This window comes from Streptomyces sp. NBC_01506 (assembly GCF_045040295.1).
Taxonomy (GTDB): Bacteria; Actinomycetota; Actinomycetes; order Streptomycetales; family Streptomycetaceae; genus Streptomyces.
In genome coordinates this window covers 6781188-6797422 of sequence record NZ_CP109422.1, presented here as the reverse complement: position 1 = coordinate 6797422, position 16235 = coordinate 6781188, and the positions used below count along the sequence as shown (strand labels likewise).

Here is a 16235-nt window from a genome sequence, read left to right as displayed (position 1 = left end):
CGGCGTTAAGGGCTACCCATTGCAGAGAGATCTCTGCGAAGACTCCTGTGCAGAGGATCCTCTGCAACATACGATGCCGCCATGCCCGACGAACCCGAGACCTCATCCCAGCCGCCCACCGGACCCACCCGCAGACCCACCCGCCGTATCGACGCCCGCAGTCTGCGCGGGCTCGCCCACCCCCTGCGGATGAGCATCTTCGAAGCGATCAGCCTCGACGGGCCCGCCACCGCCACCGGCCTCGCCGAGCGCCTCGGCGCCAACACCGGCACCGTGAGCTGGCATCTGCGCCATCTCGCCGAGCACGGCTTCATCGAGGAGGAGACCGGGCGGGGCACCAAGCGCGAGCGCTGGTGGCGCAGGACGGGCGTCCCGAACGAGCTGAACACCGCCGACTTCCGCGACGATCCCAGCACCCGGGGCGCCCTCTCCGTCTATCTCCACGAGCTGGTGGGCCAGTACTTCAACCGGGTCACGGACTATCTGAACGAGGACTGGGACGACGGCTGGCGCGCCGCCGGCACCGTCTCGGACTGGCATGACCTTCGCCTGACACCGGACCAACTGGGCGCGCTCAACGCCGAGTTGATGGCCGTCATCGCCCGGCACACCCCCGTTCCCACTCCCGCCGACGACGCGGACGTGGACGCGGACCCCGCTGCTCTGCCCGTCGTCGTACAGCTCCAGTCCTTCCCCCGCAGGGCGCGCGAGCACGGCACACCGTGATACCCGGAACCCGCGGCGGACTCCTGCGCCGCCACCATGACTTCCGGCTGCTGTGGCTCGGCGAGACCGCCGGCAAGTTCGGTACGTCGGTGACCGGCGTCGCCATGCCGCTGATCGCCGTCTCCACCCTCCACGCGAGCACGTTCGACGTCGGCCTGCTGACCGCCGCGACCTGGGCTCCCTGGCTGGTCATCGGCCTGCCGGTCGGCGCCTGGGTGGACCGCGCACCGCGCAGGCCGATCATGCTGGCGGCGGCCGCCGTCTCGCTGACCCTGTTCACCGCCGTCCCCCTCGCCGCGTGGGCGGGCCTGCTGAGCGTCGGTCTGCTGGTGGGGGTCGCACTGCTGACCGGCACGGCGGCCGTGTTCTTCCAGACCGCGTACACCGCCTATCTGCCCGGCATCCTGGCCCCCGAGGACCAGCCCGAGGGCAACGCCAAACTGCACGGCAGCGCGTCCGCCGCGCAGATCGCCGGACTCGGGTCGGGCGGACTGATCGCGCAGTTGGCGGGCGCGGTGAACGGGATGTTCGCCAACGCGGCGACCTTCCTCGTATCGCTGCTGTGTCTGTCGCGCATCCGGCACCGCGAGCCGCGCGCCCCGAAGGCCGCACGCCCGCGCGGCGCGCTGGCCGCCGAGGTCGGCGAAGGGCTGCGGCTGGTCGCGGGCGACCCCTGGCTGCGTACGCTGACCGTCTTCGGCGCCGCGTCCAACCTGGCCCTGATGGGCTACCAGTCGATCCTCGTCGTCTTCCTCGTACGGACCGTCGGCCTGGACCCGGGGCCGGTCGGCGGGCTCGTCGCCGCGGCCGGTACCGGCGGTGTGGCCGGGGCCTTCGCGGCGCGCCGGGTCGCCGCGCGACTGGGCACGGCCCGCGCGACTCTGGTCTTCGAGCTGGGGCTCGCGGTGTTCGCCCTGCTCATCCCGCTGACCGTGGGCGGCGCCGGGGTGCTGTTCTATGTCGTGGGCGGCTTCTGCGTCGCCGCGGGCGTGGTGGCGGGCAACGTCATCAAGGCGAGCTTCCAGCAGCGCTACTGCCCGCCGGAACTGCTCGGCCGCCTCACGGCGAGCACGGCCTTCCTCAACTACGGCACGATCCCGCTCGGCGCGCTGCTGGGCGGCGCGCTCGGTACGGCGCTCGGAATCCGTACGGCGATGTGGATCACCACCGCCGGTGTGCCGCTGGCGGCACTGATCCTGCTCTTCTCGCCCATCGGACGCGCCAGGGACCTGCCGACGTCCGCGAACGGGCTCTCCGCGGACGGGCTCAGCTTTCCGCGAGTTCCGCGAGCGCCAGTGTGTGAAGCCGCTCCAGACGCTCGTGGGACTCGTCGTCGACGGGGGCGTAGGACACCATGCGACTGCCGTTGCCCGGACTCAGCCAGAGATTGGTGTGCTCGAGGCGCAGCTCGCCGACCCTCGCGTTGACGAACCTCTTCGTCTTGGACGACGTGCCCACCACCTCGTGCCGCTCCCAGATCTCGCGGAACTCGGGCGACGCCGCCCGCAGCCGTCCGAGCAGCGCCTTCCAGGCGGGTTCGGCCAGATGCTCCGCCATATCGGCGCGGAACCGGGCCACCATCAACCGCACCGTCTCCGCGTGGTTGCCGAAGGCGGACCGGTACCCGTCGTGGGTGAAGGCGAGCCAGAGGCAGTTGCGGTCCTCGGGCGGCAGCGCGTCGAGGTCACACATCATCGCCCCGTACGTGCGGTTGTACGCGAGCAGGTCGTACCGCCCGTTCTGCACACAGGCCGGGATCGGGTCCAGTTGCTCCAGCATCATCCGCAAGGCGGGGGTGATGGTGGGGCACGGCGTGCCGGGCGCCGGGTCCACGGCGCCCGCCAGCGCGAACAGATGCGAGCGCTCGCTGGGATCGAGGAGCAGCGCGCGGGCCAGGGCGTCGATGACCTGGGCGGACACCTGGATGTCGCGGGCCTGTTCCAGCCAGGTGTACCAGGTGACGCCCACGGCGGACAGATGCGCGACCTCCTCGCGGCGCAGGCCGGGGGTCCGGCGCCGGCTGCCGCGCGGCAGGCTGACCTGTTCGGGAGTGATGCGCTCGCGCCTGCTGCGCAGGAAGTCCGCGAGCTCGTGTCGTCGCAGGTCCGGTTCGCGGACGGCGGTGGTCATCGGGCCAGTTTCCCTCTCCGCGCAACCAGTTACCAGGTACTTCCGCTACCAGGATAAGGACACTCTGGTACCAGGCTGCGTGCCGGGCGATCGTCAGTGGGGTGAGTAGAACTCCCGCATCGCCATCACCCTCCGCGTCCCCCTCTTCATCGCCATCACCCTCCGCATCACCTTCCCTGTCCACCGCCACCGAAGCCACTCCCGGCCGCGCGGGCGAACCGACCGCCGTCCACGACCACGGCTCCGTGCTGGGCACCCTCGGCCTGTTCACCGTGCTCCTGGGCGCCGCGCTCCCGATGATCGACTTCTTCATCGTCAATGTCGCCCTGCCGACCATCGAGCACGACCTGAACGCCGGCCCCGCCCTGCTGGAGCTGGTGGTCGCCGGTTACGGGCTCTCGTACGCCGTCCTGCTCGTCCTCGGCGGACGGCTCGGCGACATGTTCGGCCGCCGCCGGCTGTTCATGGCCGGTATGGCCGCCTTCGGTCTGACCTCCCTCGCCTGCGGGCTCTCGCCCGACGCCTGGACGCTGGTCGGCGCCCGCGTCGCCCAGGGCGCCGCCGCCGCGCTGATGCTGCCGCAGGTGCTGGCCACCATCCAGTCGACGACATCGGGGCAGCGCCGCGCGAAGGCGCTCAGTCTGTACGGCGCCACCGCCGGGCTGTCCATGGTCGTCGGCCAGATACTCGGCGGCGTGCTGGTGGCAGCCGACATCGCGGGCAGCGGCTGGCGCGCGATCTTCCTGGTGAACGTGCCGATCGCCGTCGCGGGGCTGCTGCTCACCGTCCGTACGATGCCCGAGACCCGCTCCCGGCGGCCCGCGCCCATCGACGTACCGGGCACGCTGCTGCTCGCCGTCACGCTGCTGACGCTGCTCGCGCCGCTCACGGAGGGCCGCGCGGCGGGCTGGCCGGTCTGGACGTGGGTGTCGCTGGCCGCCTTCCCCGTCGCGGCGCTCGCCTTCCTGGCCGTGGAGCGGCGCGCCGACCGGCGGGGCCGTACACCGCTGGTGCCGCCGAGTCTGTTCGCGCTGCTCTCGCTGCGCCGGGGGCTCGCGCTCGTGCTGCCGTTCTCGATCGGTTTCGGCGGCTTCATGTTCGTCATCGCGATCGTCATGCAGCAGGGGCTGCGGATGACGGCCGTCGCCGCCGGGCTGGCGCTGGTGCCGAGCGCGGTGGCCTTCTTCTTCGCCACGCTGGCCGGGCCACGGCTGGTACGGCGGCACGGCAGCCTGGTCGTGACGGTGGGCACGGTGATCCAGGCGTTCGGCGTCGGGCTGCTGGCGTTCACGGTGTGGCGTGACTGGCCGTCGCTCGGCGCGCTGGATCTGCTGCCCGGCACCGCGATCGCGGGCCTCGGCCAGGGCCTCCAACTGCCGGTCGTCTTCCGGATCGTGCTGTCCGACGTACCGCCGGAGCGGGCCGGAGTGGGCAGCGGCGTGCTGATCACGACGCAGCAGTCCGCGCTGGCGCTGGGGGTGGCGACGCTGGGCTCCCTCTTCCTGAGCGTGACCGACAGCGCGGGGATGGGCACGGCCCTGACGGTGACGCTGCTGGTGCAGTTGGCGGCGATCGCCCTGACCGGTGTGCTGAGCCTGCGGCTGCCGCGCGAGGTGCGCTGAACGACGTGACGACGGCCCGGATCACCGAGGTGATCCGGGCCGTCGTCACGCTGTGTAACGTGCTGCGTCAGGACTGGGCGGCGGGCCCGTCGGTCACCTCGGTGGTGTCCGTCGAGGCGGTGGCGTCGGTGGCGTCGGTGGCGCCCGGCGCGTCCGTGGTGCCTTCCTCGGACTCCGTACCGGTCGCGCGCTCGCGCATCTTGCGCACCAGTTCCTGCTTCTTGTCCTCGGCGACCTTGCGGTCGGCGTTACGAGTGGGGCCGTTGCCCTGCTGATCGGCACGGGACAGCTTCTTACGCTGTCCGCCCACGCCGAGAAGGTTGTTCCGGCTCTTTGCCACGGGTTCTCCCGAATTGGTGAAGTCGAAGTGATCTGCGGATGCGTCTGGTGAGAGGCGGACCGTGACCGCCGCGTTCTCACTCGTAGATCTGGAAGAACATGCCAGAGACGCTACCACCGGGCGGGTGGCACCCGTCACCTCATTTTTCCCGGCCCCGAGACGGCCCCCGAGACCACCTCCGAGGCCACCGGGCGACGGCCCTCAGCCGCTGCCGGCCACCGTCGGGTCCACCGTCGCCTGATGCACCTCGGCGAGATGTTCCTCCGCCTTGAGCCACGGCAGGAACTGCGCGTTCTTGCTCCAGTCGCAGGTGTCGCAGCTCAACGCCCGCTGCATACCGGCCTTCTGGACATGGACGACATGCTCGCGGCCGTGCTGGTCCCATCGGCTGACTTTGCTGCTGGTCGTGGGCGGCATGGTGCCTCCTGTTGACGAATGCGGCCACTGTGCAGTGTGCGACGAAGCCCCCGGCTCCGTCACGGAACCGGGGGCTTCGAGCCACGAACGTAATCAGCAGCCGAGCAGCCGCTCCCCCAGGTACCCCTGGATCTGGCTCAGCGAGACGCGCTCCTGCTTCATCGTGTCGCGCTCGCGCACCGTCACCGCGTCGTCCTCGAGCGTGTCGAAGTCGACGGTGACGCAGAACGGCGTACCGATCTCGTCCTGCCTGCGGTAACGCCGGCCGATCGCGCCCGCGTCGTCGAACTCGATGTTCCAGTTCTTCCGCAGGTCCGCCGAGAGCCCCTTCGCCTTCGGCGACAACTGCGGGTTGCGCGACAGCGGAAGCACCGCGACCTTCACCGGCGCCAGGCGCGGGTCGAGCCGCATCACGGTGCGCTTCTCCAGCACGCCCTTCGCGTTCGGCGCCTCGTCCTCGTTGTACGCGTCGAGGAGGAAGGCCAGCATCGCGCGGCCGACACCGGCGGCGGGCTCGATGACGTACGGCGTCCAGCGCTCACCGGCCTCCTGGTCGAAGAACGTCAGGTCGTGGCCCGACGCCTTGGAGTGCGCGGTGAGGTCGAAGTCCGTGCGGTTCGCGACGCCTTCGAGCTCGCCCCACTCCGAGCCGCCGAAGCTGAAGCGGTACTCGATGTCGGCGGTGCGCTTGGAGTAGTGGGAGAGCTTCTCCTTCGGGTGCTCGAACCAGCGCATGTTCTCCTCGCGCAGGCCCAGGTCCCGGTACCAGTTCCAGCGCTGCTCCATCCAGTACTCCTGCCACGTCTCGTCCTCGCCGGGCTTGACGAAGAACTCCATCTCCATCTGCTCGAACTCACGGGTGCGGAAGATGAAGTTGCCGGGCGTGATCTCGTTACGGAAGGACTTGCCCATCTGCGCGATGCCGAACGGCGGCTTCTTGCGCGATGTCACCTGCACCTGGGCGAAGTTGGTGAAGATGCCCTGGGCGGTCTCGGGACGCAGATACGCGACCGAGCCGGTGTCCTGCGTCGGGCCGAGGTGCGTGGAGAGCAGCCCGGAGAACGACTTGGGCTCGGTGAAGGTGCCCTTGTTGCCACAGTTGGGGCAGTTGAGGTCCTTGAGGCCGTTGGCCGGGGGCCTGCCGTGCTTCTCCTCGTACGCCTCCTCCAAGTGGTCGGCGCGGAAACGCTTGTGGCAGGAGGTGCACTCGGTGAGCGGATCGGTGAACGTGGCGACGTGACCCGAGGCCTCCCAGACCTCGGTGGCCAGGATCACCGATGAGTCGAGACCGACAACGTCCTCGCGCGAAGTGACCATGTAACGCCACCACTGGCGCTTGATGTTCTCCTTCAGCTCGACCCCGAGCGGCCCGTAGTCCCAGGCGGCACGCTGTCCGCCGTAGATCTCACTGCTCGGATAGACGAAGCCACGGCGCTTGCTCAGGTTGACGATGCTGTCGATCTTGTCGGCGGCCACGGTGCTCTCTTCATTACGACGGCGAACGGCGAATGCTTCAGATTAGCGGCGGGCGCACCCCCTGTATCAAATCGGTGTCCCGCAGTGGCCCTCACCACCTCTTGTTGACAATCGTTTCCAGTTTTGTTGAAAATGACTGTCATGAACGTACGACGCCTCATACCCACCGCCGCGCTCGCCGGGTCCATGACCCTCGGCCTGGTCGCGCTGTCCGCGTGCTCGCCCTCCGACGCGGCCGACGACGGGGGCGGTGCGGGCGCGAAGGGCGACGGCAAGCTCGCGGTGGTCGCGTCGTTCTACCCCATGCAGTATCTGGCCGAGGAGATAGGCGGGACGCATGTCAGCGTCTCCACCCTCACCAAGCCGGGCGTCGAGCCGCACGAGCTGGAGCTGGGGACCCGGCAGGCCGCCCAGCTCGGCGAGGCCGACTACATCCTCTACCTCAAGGGCCTCCAGCCCGCCGTGGACGAGGCCATCGGCGCCGCGGGCGTGAAGCACACCGTCGACGCGGCCACCCTCACCACGCTGGAGAAGCACGGCTCGGAGGTCGGCCACTCCCACGGCGACGAGCACGCGGGCGACGAGCACGCGGCGGACGAGCACACGGACGAGGCGCACGCCGGCGAGGGCGAGGCCGGCACCGACCCGCACATCTGGCTCGACCCCGTGAAGTACGCCGAGGTCGCCAAGGGCGTCGGCACCTCCCTGGAGAAGGCCGACCCGGACAACGCCGCCGCGTACCGGAAGAACACCACCGCGCTGGTCGACCGGCTCACCACCCTCGACACCGCCTTCGAGCAGGGCCTCGCCGACACCTCCACCAAGACCTTCATCACCACGCACTCGGCCTTCGGCTATCTCGCCGAGCGCTACGGCCTCACCCAGGAGTCCATCTCGGGCCTGTCCCCCGAGTCCGAGCCCAGCCCGGCGCGGATCAAGGAACTGCGGTCCATCGCGACCGAGGACAAGGTCGGCACGGTCTTCTTCGAGACGCTGGTCAGCGACAAGACGGCCAAGACGGTCGCCGCCGACGGCGGTCTGCGGACAGACGTTCTGGATCCCCTGGAGGGAATCACGGACAAGTCCAAGGGCGCTGACTACGTCGAGGTCATGGAGTCCAACCTCGCCGCGCTGGAGAAAGCCCTCGGCGCGAAGTGAACGAGTCGACAGCGGCAACGGAGGTACGGGACGTGGCGACGACGCAGACGACGCAGACGACGACGCGGACGACCGGGCAGACGGACGAGAACAACACCCCCGCCCCTGCCGTCGTGTCGCTGCGCGGCGCCACCGCCACGCTCGGCTCCCGCCCCGTCCTGCGCGGCATCGACCTCACCGTGCGGCGCGGCGAGGTCGTCGCGCTGCTCGGCGCCAACGGCTCGGGCAAGTCCACAGCCGTACGCTCCGTGATCGGCCAAGTCCCGCTCACCGGCGGCGAGGTGACCCTCTTCGGCACCCCGCTGCGGCGCTTTCGCGACTGGGCGCGCGTCGGCTACGTACCGCAGCGCACCACGGCCGCGAGCGGCGTGCCCGCGACCGTCCGCGAGGTCGTGGCGTCCGGGCGGCTGGCGCGCACCGGGCTGCTGCGGTGGCCCTCCAGGGCCGACCGGGCGGCCGTTCAGCGCGTCATCGAGCTGGTCGGTCTCGCGGACCGGGCGAAGGACGCGGTCGGCGCGCTCTCCGGCGGCCAGCACCAGCGGGTCCTCATCGCCCGCGCACTCGCCGCCGAGCCCGAACTGCTGATCATGGACGAGCCGATGGCGGGCGTCGACCTGGCCAGCCAGGAGATCCTGGCGGCCACGCTGCGTGACCAGGTGGCGGCCGGTACGACCGTGCTGCTCGTCCTGCATGAACTGGGCCCGCTGGAGCCGCTGATCGACCGCGCGGTGGTGCTGCGCGACGGCTGTGTGATGCACGACGGCCCACCGCCGAAGGCCATGGGCCAGCACGCGCTGCCCGGCCATGACCACGTTCATCCGCATTCGTCGGCCGGCGAGCCGCTTCGTACAGGACTGCTGACCTGATCATGGAAATCCTTGAGACCGCCCTCATGCAGCGGGCCCTGATCGCGGCCGTGCTGGTCGGCGTCATCGCGCCCGCCGTCGGTATCTATCTCGTCCAGCGGCGCCAGGCGCTGATGGGCGACGGCATCGGCCATGTCGCCATGACCGGTGTCGGACTGGGCTTCCTGCTCTCCACCAGCCCCGTGTGGATGGCGACGCTCGTGGCGATCGTCGGCTCGATCGCGATGGAGCTGATCCGGGCGTACGGCCGCACGCGCGGCGACATCGCACTGGCCATGCTCTTCTACGGCGGTATGGCGGGCGGTGTGCTGCTGATCAACCTCTCGCCGACCGGGTCCAACGCCAACCTCAGCTCGTATCTCTTCGGCTCGCTCGCCACGGTCTCCGAGGCCGATCTGGACGCGATCTGGGTCCTGGCGGCGCTGGTGGTGCTGGTCACCGTGGGGCTGCGGCGGCAGTTGTTCGCCGTCAGCCAGGACGAGGAGTTCGCGCGGGTCACCGGGCTGCCGGTGCGCGCCCTGAACCTGCTGGTGGCCGTCACGGCGGCCGTGACGGTCACCGTCGCGATGCGGGTCGTGGGTCTGCTGCTGGTCAGCGCGCTGATGGTGGTGCCGGTCGCCGCGGCGCAGCAGATCACCCGGTCCTTCGCCGTCACGTTCGTCCTGGCGGTGGCGATCGGTACGGCGGTCACGCTGGCCGGCACGGTCACCTCGTACTACCAGGACGTGCCGCCCGGAGCGACAATTGTGTTGCTGGCCATCGGCGTCTTCCTCGTCCTGACGGTGCTCGCGACGCCGCTCGCGAGACGGCGGGCACGGGCGCTGCGGTCGGTGGAGAGCGAATGCGTGCCGGACCCGGCGGGCCTTCCGGCGGACGTCCCCGCGGACGTTCCGGCGATGCGCGGACCGTCGGACGAGGCCACGGCCTGATCCGAGCTGGCAGAATGGCCCGACGGACGAGCGATTCGGGCAGAAGTAGTGGAGGCACCCGTGACGACTGCGCCTGGCGGTGGGGCGAGCACCGCCCCCGTACGCGGCCGATCGACCCGGCAGCGTGCCGCGGTGGCCGCCGCGCTGGACGAGGTGGACGAGTTCCGCAGCGCGCAGGAGCTGCACGACATGCTGAAGCACCGCGGCGACTCGGTCGGGCTGACGACGGTCTACCGCACGCTCCAGTCGCTCGCCGACGCGGGGGACGTCGACGTGCTGCGCACGAACGACGGGGAGTCCGTCTACCGGCGCTGCTCGACCGGTGATCACCACCACCATCTGGTGTGCCGGGTGTGCGGCAAGGCCGTGGAGGTCGAGGGTCCGGCCGTCGAGCAGTGGGCCGAGACGATCGCGGCCGAGCACGGCTTCGTCGCCGTGGCCCATACGGTGGAGGTCTTCGGCACCTGCGCGGAGTGCGCCTCGGGGAACGGTCCGGGGCAGCGGCCGGACCACTCCTGACCGGCGCGGGGCCGGCCCGGCCGCCCCGCCCCGCCCCGTACCTCCGCGCGCTACTCGCCCTCGCGCTCGCCCGGCGTGCCGTCGGACTGGTTGGGCAGCGCCCCGCCGAAGCGGCGGTCCCGGTGGGCGAATTCCAGACAGGCCCGCCACAGATCCCGCCGGTCGAAGTCCGGCCACAGCACGTCCTGGAAGACCATCTCGGCGTAACTGCTCTGCCAGATCAGGTAGTTGGACGTCCGCTGCTCACCGCTCGGCCGCAGGAAGAGATCCACGTCCGGCATGTCCGGGTAGTACAGATACTTGGCGAAGGTCTTCTCGTTCACCTTGGCCGGGTCGAGCCGGCCCGACGCCACGTCCTCGGCGAGCGCCCGCGCCGCGTCCGCGATCTCCGCGCGGCCACCGTAGTTGACGCAGAAGTAGAGCGTCATGGCGTCGTTGTCGACGGTCTGCTCCTGGGCGACCTGGAGCTCCTGGACGACCGACTTCCACATCTTGGGCATCCGGCCGACCCAGCGGATCCGGATCCCCAGCTCGTCCATCTCGTCGCGGCGGCGCCGGATGACATCGCGGTTGAAGTTCATCAGGAAGCGCACCTCGTCGGGCGTGCGCTTCCAGTTCTCGGTGGAGAAGGCGTACAGGGAGAGGTTCTTGACGCCCATCTCCAGGCAGCCCTTGAGCACGTCCAGCACGACGCCCTCGCCGACCTTGTGACCCTCGGTGCGCGGCAGACCGCGCTCCTTGGCCCAGCGGCCGTTGCCGTCCATGACGCACGCGACATGCTTGGGCACCAGCTCGCCGGGGATCTTCGGCGGCACCGCACCGGAGGGGTGCGGCTCGGGGACCTTGTACTCGCGGCGGGGCCGGCCCAGGATTCCGCGTCGTGCCATGCGCTCGTGTCTCCTAGTTCTTCTCTACATATCTGAGTGAGCGCAGACCGCGCTCCAGATGCCAGTGCAGATACGCGGACACCAGCCCGCTGCCCTCCCGGACATGACGAGCCTCGCACGCGTCCGCCGTCCCCCAGTCCCCGGTCAGCAGCGCGCTGAGGAGACCGACCGCCTCCGACGACGGTACGACGCTGCCCGGCACCCGGCAGTCGCCGCATATGACGCCGCCCGCCGCGACCGAGAAGAAGCGGTTCGGCCCGTCCAGGCCGCACTTCGCGCAGTCGTCGAAGCTCGGCGCGTACCCGTTGACCGCGAGGGAGCGCAGCAGGAACGCGTCGAGGATCAGATGCGGTGAGTGCTCCCCGCGCGAGAGCGTGCGCAGCCCGCCGACGAGGAGCAGATACTGCTGGACCGCGGGCTCGCCCTCATGGTCGGTGAACCGCTCGGCGGTCTCCAGCATGGCCGTACCGGCCGTGTAGCGGGGGTAGTCGGTGACGATGGCGCCGCCGTACGGGGCGATGGTCTCGCTCTGCGTACACAGCGGCAGTCCGCGTCCGACGAGTTCGCTGCCGCGCGCGAAGAACTGCACGTCGACATGGGAGAACGGTTCGAGCCTGGCGCCGAATTTGGACTTCGTACGGCGCACTCCGCGCGCGACGGCCCGCACCCGGCCGTGGCCGCGGGTGAGGAACGTGATGATGCGGTCCGCCTCACCCAGCTTCTGGGTGCGCAGCACGATGCCGTCGTCGCGGAACAGGCTCATGGCGCCATTCTCCCGCACCGACGGGGTGGTCAGGTCTGCCGCCCCGGTTTTCCCTGTCAGCCGGGGGCGGCGGCCGTGAGCGGCGGATCACCGGGGGTCACCAGCCCCGACTCGTAGGCGATGATCACGAGTTGTGCCCGGTCCCGCGCGTCCAGCTTGCCCATGATGCGGCTCACATGCGTCTTGGCGGTCAGCGGGCTCAGGCCCAGCGACTCCGCGATCTCGGTGTTGGTGAGGCCGCGTGCGACGAGGGCGAGCACCTGGCGTTCGCGCACCGACAGGCAGTCGGGGCCGACGGTCGGTGAGGTGTCCGGGACGGGGTTGCGCGCGCGCAGGACGCGGGCGATCAGGCGTGCCGTGGGGCCCGGGGAGAGCAGGGAGTCGCCGGCGGCCACCGTCCTGATGGCGGTGAGGAGTTCGGCCGGTCTGGTGTCCTTCACGAGGAAGCCGGAGGCGCCGGCGCGCAGCGCCTCCACGACGTGGTCGTCGGTGTCGTACGTGGTGAGGACGAGCACCTTGACGCCCGCGAGGTCGTCGTCGGCGGCGATCAGCCGGGTCGCCTCGATGCCGTCCATGTCGGGCATGCGGATGTCCATGACGACGAGGTCGGCGCGCGCGGAGCGGGCGAGTTCGACGGCTTCGCGGCCGGTGCCGGCCTGGCCCACGACCTCCATGTCGCCGGCGGACTCCACGAGCATCGCGAAGGCCGCCCGGACCAGGCGCTGATCGTCGGCGAGCAGGACACGGATCACGCGACGGACTCCCGCCGGGGGGCCTGGGCGTCCCGGGCGTCCCGGCCGGCCGGATCTTCTTCCGCCGGCTCACCGTGCTCCCGCAGCGGCAGCACCGCCGCCACCCGGAAGCCGTCGTCGTACGGTCCGGCGTCGAGGGTGCCCCCGACGCTGCGGGCCCGCTCGCGCATGCCGACGATGCCGTAGCCGGGGTCGACGGGCGCCGTCTTCCCTTCGGGAGCGCCCCCGTTGTCGGTCACGGTGACATGCAGCGCCCCCGCGCAGGTCTCCACCCGCACCCGCACCCGTGGGGCGGGGCCCGCGTGCCGTACGGCGTTGGTGAGCGATTCCTGCACGATCCGGTACGCGGCGGCCTCGGCCACCGGCGGTACGCGTACGCCCCGCGTCCGCACCGTGAGCTGCGTCTCCGCGCCGGCCGTCCGCGCGGCCTCCACGAGGCCCGACAGCGCGGCCAGGTCGGGCAGGGCCCCGCCCCAGGTCCCCTCCTCGCCCTCGGCCGTCCCGGCGGCGCGCAGCACCTCCAGTGTGGTGCGCAGTTCGGCGCGCGCCTCGCGGCAGGTGTCCGAGATGCCGTCGAGCGCCTGCGCGATCGCGGCCCGGTCCAGCCGGTCGGGGTCGACGCTCAGGACGTGCGAGGCGACCGACGTCTGGACGCCGATGAGCGTGATGCTGTGGGCCAGCAGATCGTGCAGGTCCCTGGCGATCCGCAGGCGCTCCTCGGCGACGCGCCGGGCGGCCTCCTCCTCCCGGGTGCGCTCCGCGCGTTCGGCGCGTTCCACGACCGCCGCGATGTACTTGCGGTAGACGCGTACGTCCATGCCGATGACGACGACCGCGATGATCCAGCCGGACGTGCGGAGCATTTCCAGGCCCCGGTCCGTGTTGAGGATGAACATCACCGTGAGCGTGACACCGACGATGCCGACACCGAGCAGCGCGGCGCGCAGCGGCGGGCCGGTGACGGCGACGGTGTAGAGAGCGACCATGGTGGCCGGAGTGGTGGCCGCGTGCGAGTAGTCCAGCGCGTGGTACGTGCCGACGAGGGGCACCATCACCAGCAGGACGGCCACCGGGAAGCGCCGTCGCCACACCAGGGCCAGCGAGACGGCGGCGAGGACCGCCCAGCCGAGGGCGTCGAGGGCCAGGCCGTCGCCGGGCACGGCGAGCCCGAGCGCGGCACCCAGCGCGCCGACGACCGCGGTGACCACCAGGTCGGTGCGCAGTTGGTTCGGCGCGTCGAGCGGGTCGCGGTTGAGCACCGCGAAGACGCGCTCGGTACGCGGTCCTCTGCGGGGGCCGGAGGTGTCTGACACGGCTTCATCCTCTCTCGTCGCGCTCCGATGCGGTACGGCGCCGTACAAAACGCCCGGTGCGGTACGGCTCCCTCCCCCTCGGGGCCGTACCGCACCGGAGACTCACCGTCGCTCAGGACCCGGTGCGCACCGACTCCCGCTCGCGGTCGCCCTGTTCGCCGTCGCCGCGTCCGGCGCCCGGCAGTGGCGCGGCCGGCGGCTTGGACAGCGCTCCCGGCCACCAGACCTTGCGGCCGAGCAGCACGCTCGCGCTCGTCACCAGATACGTACGGACCAGGAAGGTGTCCAGCAGGACGCCCACGGCCACGAGGATGCCCATCTCGGCGAGCATCACCAGCGGCAGGCTGGCCAGCACACCGAACGTCGCGGCGAGTACGACACCGGCCGAGGCGATCACACCGCCCGTGGTGCGCAGCGCGGTCAGCGCGGCGGCCTCGGGCTCGGCCCCCTTCAGGGCCTCCTCGCGCATCCGGTGCATCAGGAAGATGCCGTAGTCGACGCCGAGCGCGACGAGGAAGACGAAGGAGAGCAGCGCGAGCCCCGGATCGATCCCGTCGAAACCGAGCAGCGGCTCGAAGAGGAGCCCGCCGATGCCCATCGTCGCGCCCCAGACGACCACGACGGCGAACACCAGCATCAGCGGTGCGACGAGGCTGCGCAGCAGGGCGATCAGGATCAGCAGGACGGCGAGGACGACGAGCGGGATGACATACAGCCGGTCGCTGGCATTGGTGTCGGCGAGGTCGAGCTGCTGCGCGCTGGGCCCGCCGACGTAGGTCCCGTCGCCGAGGGTGGACCGCAGTTGTTCGATGGTGGTGGTCTCCCCCGCCGACTCGGGCGCGTCCTTCGCGAAGACGGCTATCTCGGTCCAGCCGCCGCCGCTGCGGCCCTGTTCGGCCTCGGCGACACCGGAGACCGTACGGACGGTGTCGAGCGCCGCGCCGGCCTGGCCGGTGGGCGCCATGACGCTGATGGGCTGGGCGCTCTGCTCCGGGAAGGCGGTCGCCAGGCGTGCCATGGCGGTGACCGACTCGGGCCGGTCGACGAAGCTGTCCTCCTGCTTGAGCGCGCCGGGCAGATTCAGCACACCGAGGGCGAGGGCTCCGAGCACCACCAGACCGGTGGCGAGCACGGCGGCCGGCCGGCGGGCCGCCGACGTACCCATGGCGCCGAAGAAGGAGCGGCGCTGCTTGACCTCGCTGCCGTAGGCGGGGATCAGCGGCCAGAAGACGCGGCGGCCGAGGAGCACCAGGACGGCGGGCAGCAGCGTGAGCATCGCGACGAGCGCGCACACGACGCCGATGGCGGCGATCGGTCCCATGCCGCTGCTGCTGTTGAGGTCGGCGGCCATGAGGCACAGCAGACCGGCCGCGACGGTGCCGGAGGAGGCGAGGACGGCGGGGCCGCAACTGCGCAGCGCGGTGCGCATGGCGTCGTACGGGTGGGGTACGCGGCGCAGCTCCTCGCGGTAGCGGGCGACGAGCAGCAGCGCGTAGTCGGTGCCCGCGCCGAACACGAGGACCGTCATGATCGCCGCGCTCTGGCTGGTCACGACGGTGTCGAAGGCCTGCACCAGGCCGTAGACGACCGCCATGGAGCTGACGGCGGCGGCGCCGACGACGAACAGCGGCACGATCCACAGGAACGGGCTGCGGTAGGTGATGATCAGCAGGAAGGCGACGACCAGCACGGTCGCGATCATCAGCGTGCCGTCGATGGACTCGAAGACGGCTTCCATGTCGGACTGGAGCGCGCCGGCGCCGCCGACGTCGATGTCGAGTCCGTCCCTCCCGGCGCCGTCGCCCGAGGTGACGGCCCGTACCTCCTCGACGAAGGCGAGTTGCGCGTCTTCCTTGTTGACGCCCGGCTCGTCGGTCAGGGCGCTCGCTACCGGGTACATCACCGTCGCGCCGTCCTGCGACTCGATGCCCTCGGGCGGGGCGGTGAGCTTGTGCTCGGCCGCCACCCGCGCCAGTTGCTCCTCGGCGGTCGTCCGGTCGGCGGCGGTGAGCCCGCCGTCGCGGTGGTAGACGACGATCAGATCGGTCGTCTCACCGCCGGGCAGCTCCTGGCGGACCTTCTCCACATGGGTGGAGTCGGCGCTCGCCGGGAGGTAGTCGACGGCTTCGTCGCGCTGTACGCCGCTGAGCTTCCCGGCGAACATGGCGGCGACGGCGATCACGATCACCCACAGCCCGACCACCGCCCAGGGCAGCAGTCGTCGGCGTCTGTTCTCGGGCCCCATCGCGGGCCCCCCCTTCTGCACAGCCGGTCAGAGTCTGGTCTCAGCCTCGGGCCGGGAAGGGGCGGATTCGTCGCGCGCGAGGGCGAGATGGG

At 71.0% G+C, this 16235-nt stretch carries 15 protein-coding genes and 1 pseudogene; 7 read left to right on the top strand and 9 right to left on the bottom strand.

Annotated elements, in window-relative coordinates; translation table 11 throughout:
- Positions 1 to 81 precede the first annotated feature (81 nt).
- Together OG329_RS30535 and OG329_RS30530 are read left to right on the top strand one after the other, a co-directional pair.
- On the top strand, positions 82 to 726 hold the full coding sequence (locus OG329_RS30535; RefSeq protein ID WP_405799608.1) for a helix-turn-helix domain-containing protein: 645 nt from the start codon (positions 82 to 84) through the stop codon (positions 724 to 726).
- Positions 723 to 2153 carry an MFS transporter gene (locus OG329_RS30530; protein ID WP_405799607.1) on the top strand — a complete coding sequence of 477 codons (1431 nt, stop codon included), beginning with the start codon at positions 723 to 725 and terminating at the stop codon, positions 2151 to 2153. Before OG329_RS30535 ends, OG329_RS30530 begins: the two co-directional genes overlap by 4 nt.
- Here OG329_RS30530 and OG329_RS30525 read toward each other — a convergent pair.
- Positions 2089 to 2856, bottom strand: a pseudogene (locus OG329_RS30525) (helix-turn-helix transcriptional regulator); the annotation flags it as partial. The gene OG329_RS30530 and the pseudogene OG329_RS30525 overlap by 65 nt on opposite strands.
- 296 nt (positions 2857 to 3152) lie before the next feature.
- On the opposite strand from OG329_RS30525, the gene OG329_RS30520 reads away from it, so the two are divergent.
- A complete protein-coding gene (locus OG329_RS30520; RefSeq protein ID WP_405802101.1) occupies positions 3153 to 4478 on the top strand; it encodes an MFS transporter in 1326 nt (441 codons plus the stop codon).
- A gap of 67 nt (positions 4479 to 4545) precedes the next feature.
- On the opposite strand, the gene OG329_RS30515 is transcribed toward OG329_RS30520, so the two are convergent.
- The 3 genes from OG329_RS30515 to OG329_RS30505 form a co-directional block, all read right to left on the bottom strand.
- Positions 4546 to 4818: a DUF6243 family protein gene (locus tag OG329_RS30515; protein ID WP_405799606.1), complete on the bottom strand. Its 273-nt coding sequence runs from the start codon at positions 4816 to 4818 to the stop codon at positions 4546 to 4548.
- A gap of 201 nt (positions 4819 to 5019) precedes the next feature.
- The gene (locus tag OG329_RS30510) at positions 5020 to 5235 is read right to left on the bottom strand and encodes a hypothetical protein (RefSeq protein WP_405799605.1); all 216 of its coding nucleotides are present in this window, start codon (positions 5233 to 5235) and stop codon (positions 5020 to 5022) included.
- A 93-nt stretch (positions 5236 to 5328) separates the two neighbouring features.
- Positions 5329 to 6711, bottom strand: coding sequence for a glycine--tRNA ligase (locus OG329_RS30505; protein WP_405799604.1), 1383 nt, complete (start codon positions 6709 to 6711; stop codon positions 5329 to 5331).
- Positions 6712 to 6852: 141 nt separating this feature from the next.
- Between OG329_RS30505 and OG329_RS30500 the strand changes: the two genes are divergently transcribed.
- The 4 genes from OG329_RS30500 to OG329_RS30485 all read left to right on the top strand — a co-directional run bounded on the left by OG329_RS30500 (position 6853) and on the right by OG329_RS30485 (position 10183).
- Entirely contained in the window at positions 6853 to 7869 is a 1017-nt protein-coding gene (locus OG329_RS30500) for a metal ABC transporter substrate-binding protein (RefSeq protein ID WP_405799603.1), read from the top strand.
- Between the two features lie 113 nt (positions 7870 to 7982).
- Positions 7983 to 8735, top strand: a complete 753-nt coding sequence (locus OG329_RS30495) for a metal ABC transporter ATP-binding protein (RefSeq protein ID WP_405802100.1) — start codon at positions 7983 to 7985, stop codon at positions 8733 to 8735.
- Between the two features lie 2 nt (positions 8736 to 8737).
- Positions 8738 to 9664 (top strand): metal ABC transporter permease, encoded by a 927-nt coding sequence (locus OG329_RS30490; protein ID WP_405799602.1) that lies wholly within the window; start codon positions 8738 to 8740, stop codon positions 9662 to 9664.
- Between the two features lie 60 nt (positions 9665 to 9724).
- A complete protein-coding gene (locus tag OG329_RS30485; protein ID WP_405799601.1) occupies positions 9725 to 10183 on the top strand; it encodes a Fur family transcriptional regulator in 459 nt (152 codons plus the stop codon).
- A 50-nt stretch (positions 10184 to 10233) separates the two neighbouring features.
- Here the strand turns inward: OG329_RS30485 and OG329_RS30480 are convergent, their stop codons facing one another.
- From OG329_RS30480 to OG329_RS30460, 5 genes are all read right to left on the bottom strand, one after another.
- Entirely contained in the window at positions 10234 to 11070 is an 837-nt protein-coding gene (locus tag OG329_RS30480) for an isoprenyl transferase (protein ID WP_405799600.1), read from the bottom strand.
- 13 nt (positions 11071 to 11083) lie between these two features.
- A complete protein-coding gene (gene recO, locus OG329_RS30475; RefSeq protein WP_405799599.1) occupies positions 11084 to 11833 on the bottom strand; it encodes a DNA repair protein RecO in 750 nt (249 codons plus the stop codon).
- Between the two features lie 56 nt (positions 11834 to 11889).
- Positions 11890 to 12585, bottom strand: coding sequence for a response regulator (locus OG329_RS30470; protein WP_405799598.1), 696 nt, complete (start codon positions 12583 to 12585; stop codon positions 11890 to 11892).
- Positions 12582 to 13898 (bottom strand): sensor histidine kinase, encoded by a 1317-nt coding sequence (locus tag OG329_RS30465; protein ID WP_405799597.1) that lies wholly within the window; start codon positions 13896 to 13898, stop codon positions 12582 to 12584. The genes OG329_RS30470 and OG329_RS30465 overlap by 4 nt, the downstream gene beginning before the upstream one ends.
- Before the next feature lie 112 nt (positions 13899 to 14010).
- Complete coding sequence (locus tag OG329_RS30460; protein ID WP_405799596.1) at positions 14011 to 16143, bottom strand: MMPL family transporter; 2133 nt, start codon at positions 16141 to 16143, stop codon at positions 14011 to 14013.
- Positions 16144 to 16235: the final 92 nt, after the last annotated feature.

Bases quoted from the DNA above. Each gene is read 5' to 3' on its own strand.
- OG329_RS30535 (WP_405799608.1), top strand. From the start codon at position 82: ATGCCCGACGAACCCGAGACCTCATCCCAGCCGCCCACCGGACCCACC.
- OG329_RS30520 (WP_405802101.1), top strand. From the start codon at position 3,153: ATGATCGACTTCTTCATCGTCAATGTCGCCCTGCCGACCATCGAGCAC.
- OG329_RS30510 (WP_405799605.1), bottom strand. From the start codon at position 5,235: ATGCCGCCCACGACCAGCAGCAAAGTCAGCCGATGGGACCAGCACGGC.
- OG329_RS30500 (WP_405799603.1), top strand. From the start codon at position 6,853: ATGAACGTACGACGCCTCATACCCACCGCCGCGCTCGCCGGGTCCATG.
- OG329_RS30490 (WP_405799602.1), top strand. From the start codon at position 8,738: ATGGAAATCCTTGAGACCGCCCTCATGCAGCGGGCCCTGATCGCGGCC.
- OG329_RS30480 (WP_405799600.1), bottom strand. From the start codon at position 11,070: ATGGCACGACGCGGAATCCTGGGCCGGCCCCGCCGCGAGTACAAGGTC.
- recO (WP_405799599.1), bottom strand. From the start codon at position 11,833: ATGAGCCTGTTCCGCGACGACGGCATCGTGCTGCGCACCCAGAAGCTG.
- OG329_RS30460 (WP_405799596.1), bottom strand. From the start codon at position 16,143: ATGGGGCCCGAGAACAGACGCCGACGACTGCTGCCCTGGGCGGTGGTC.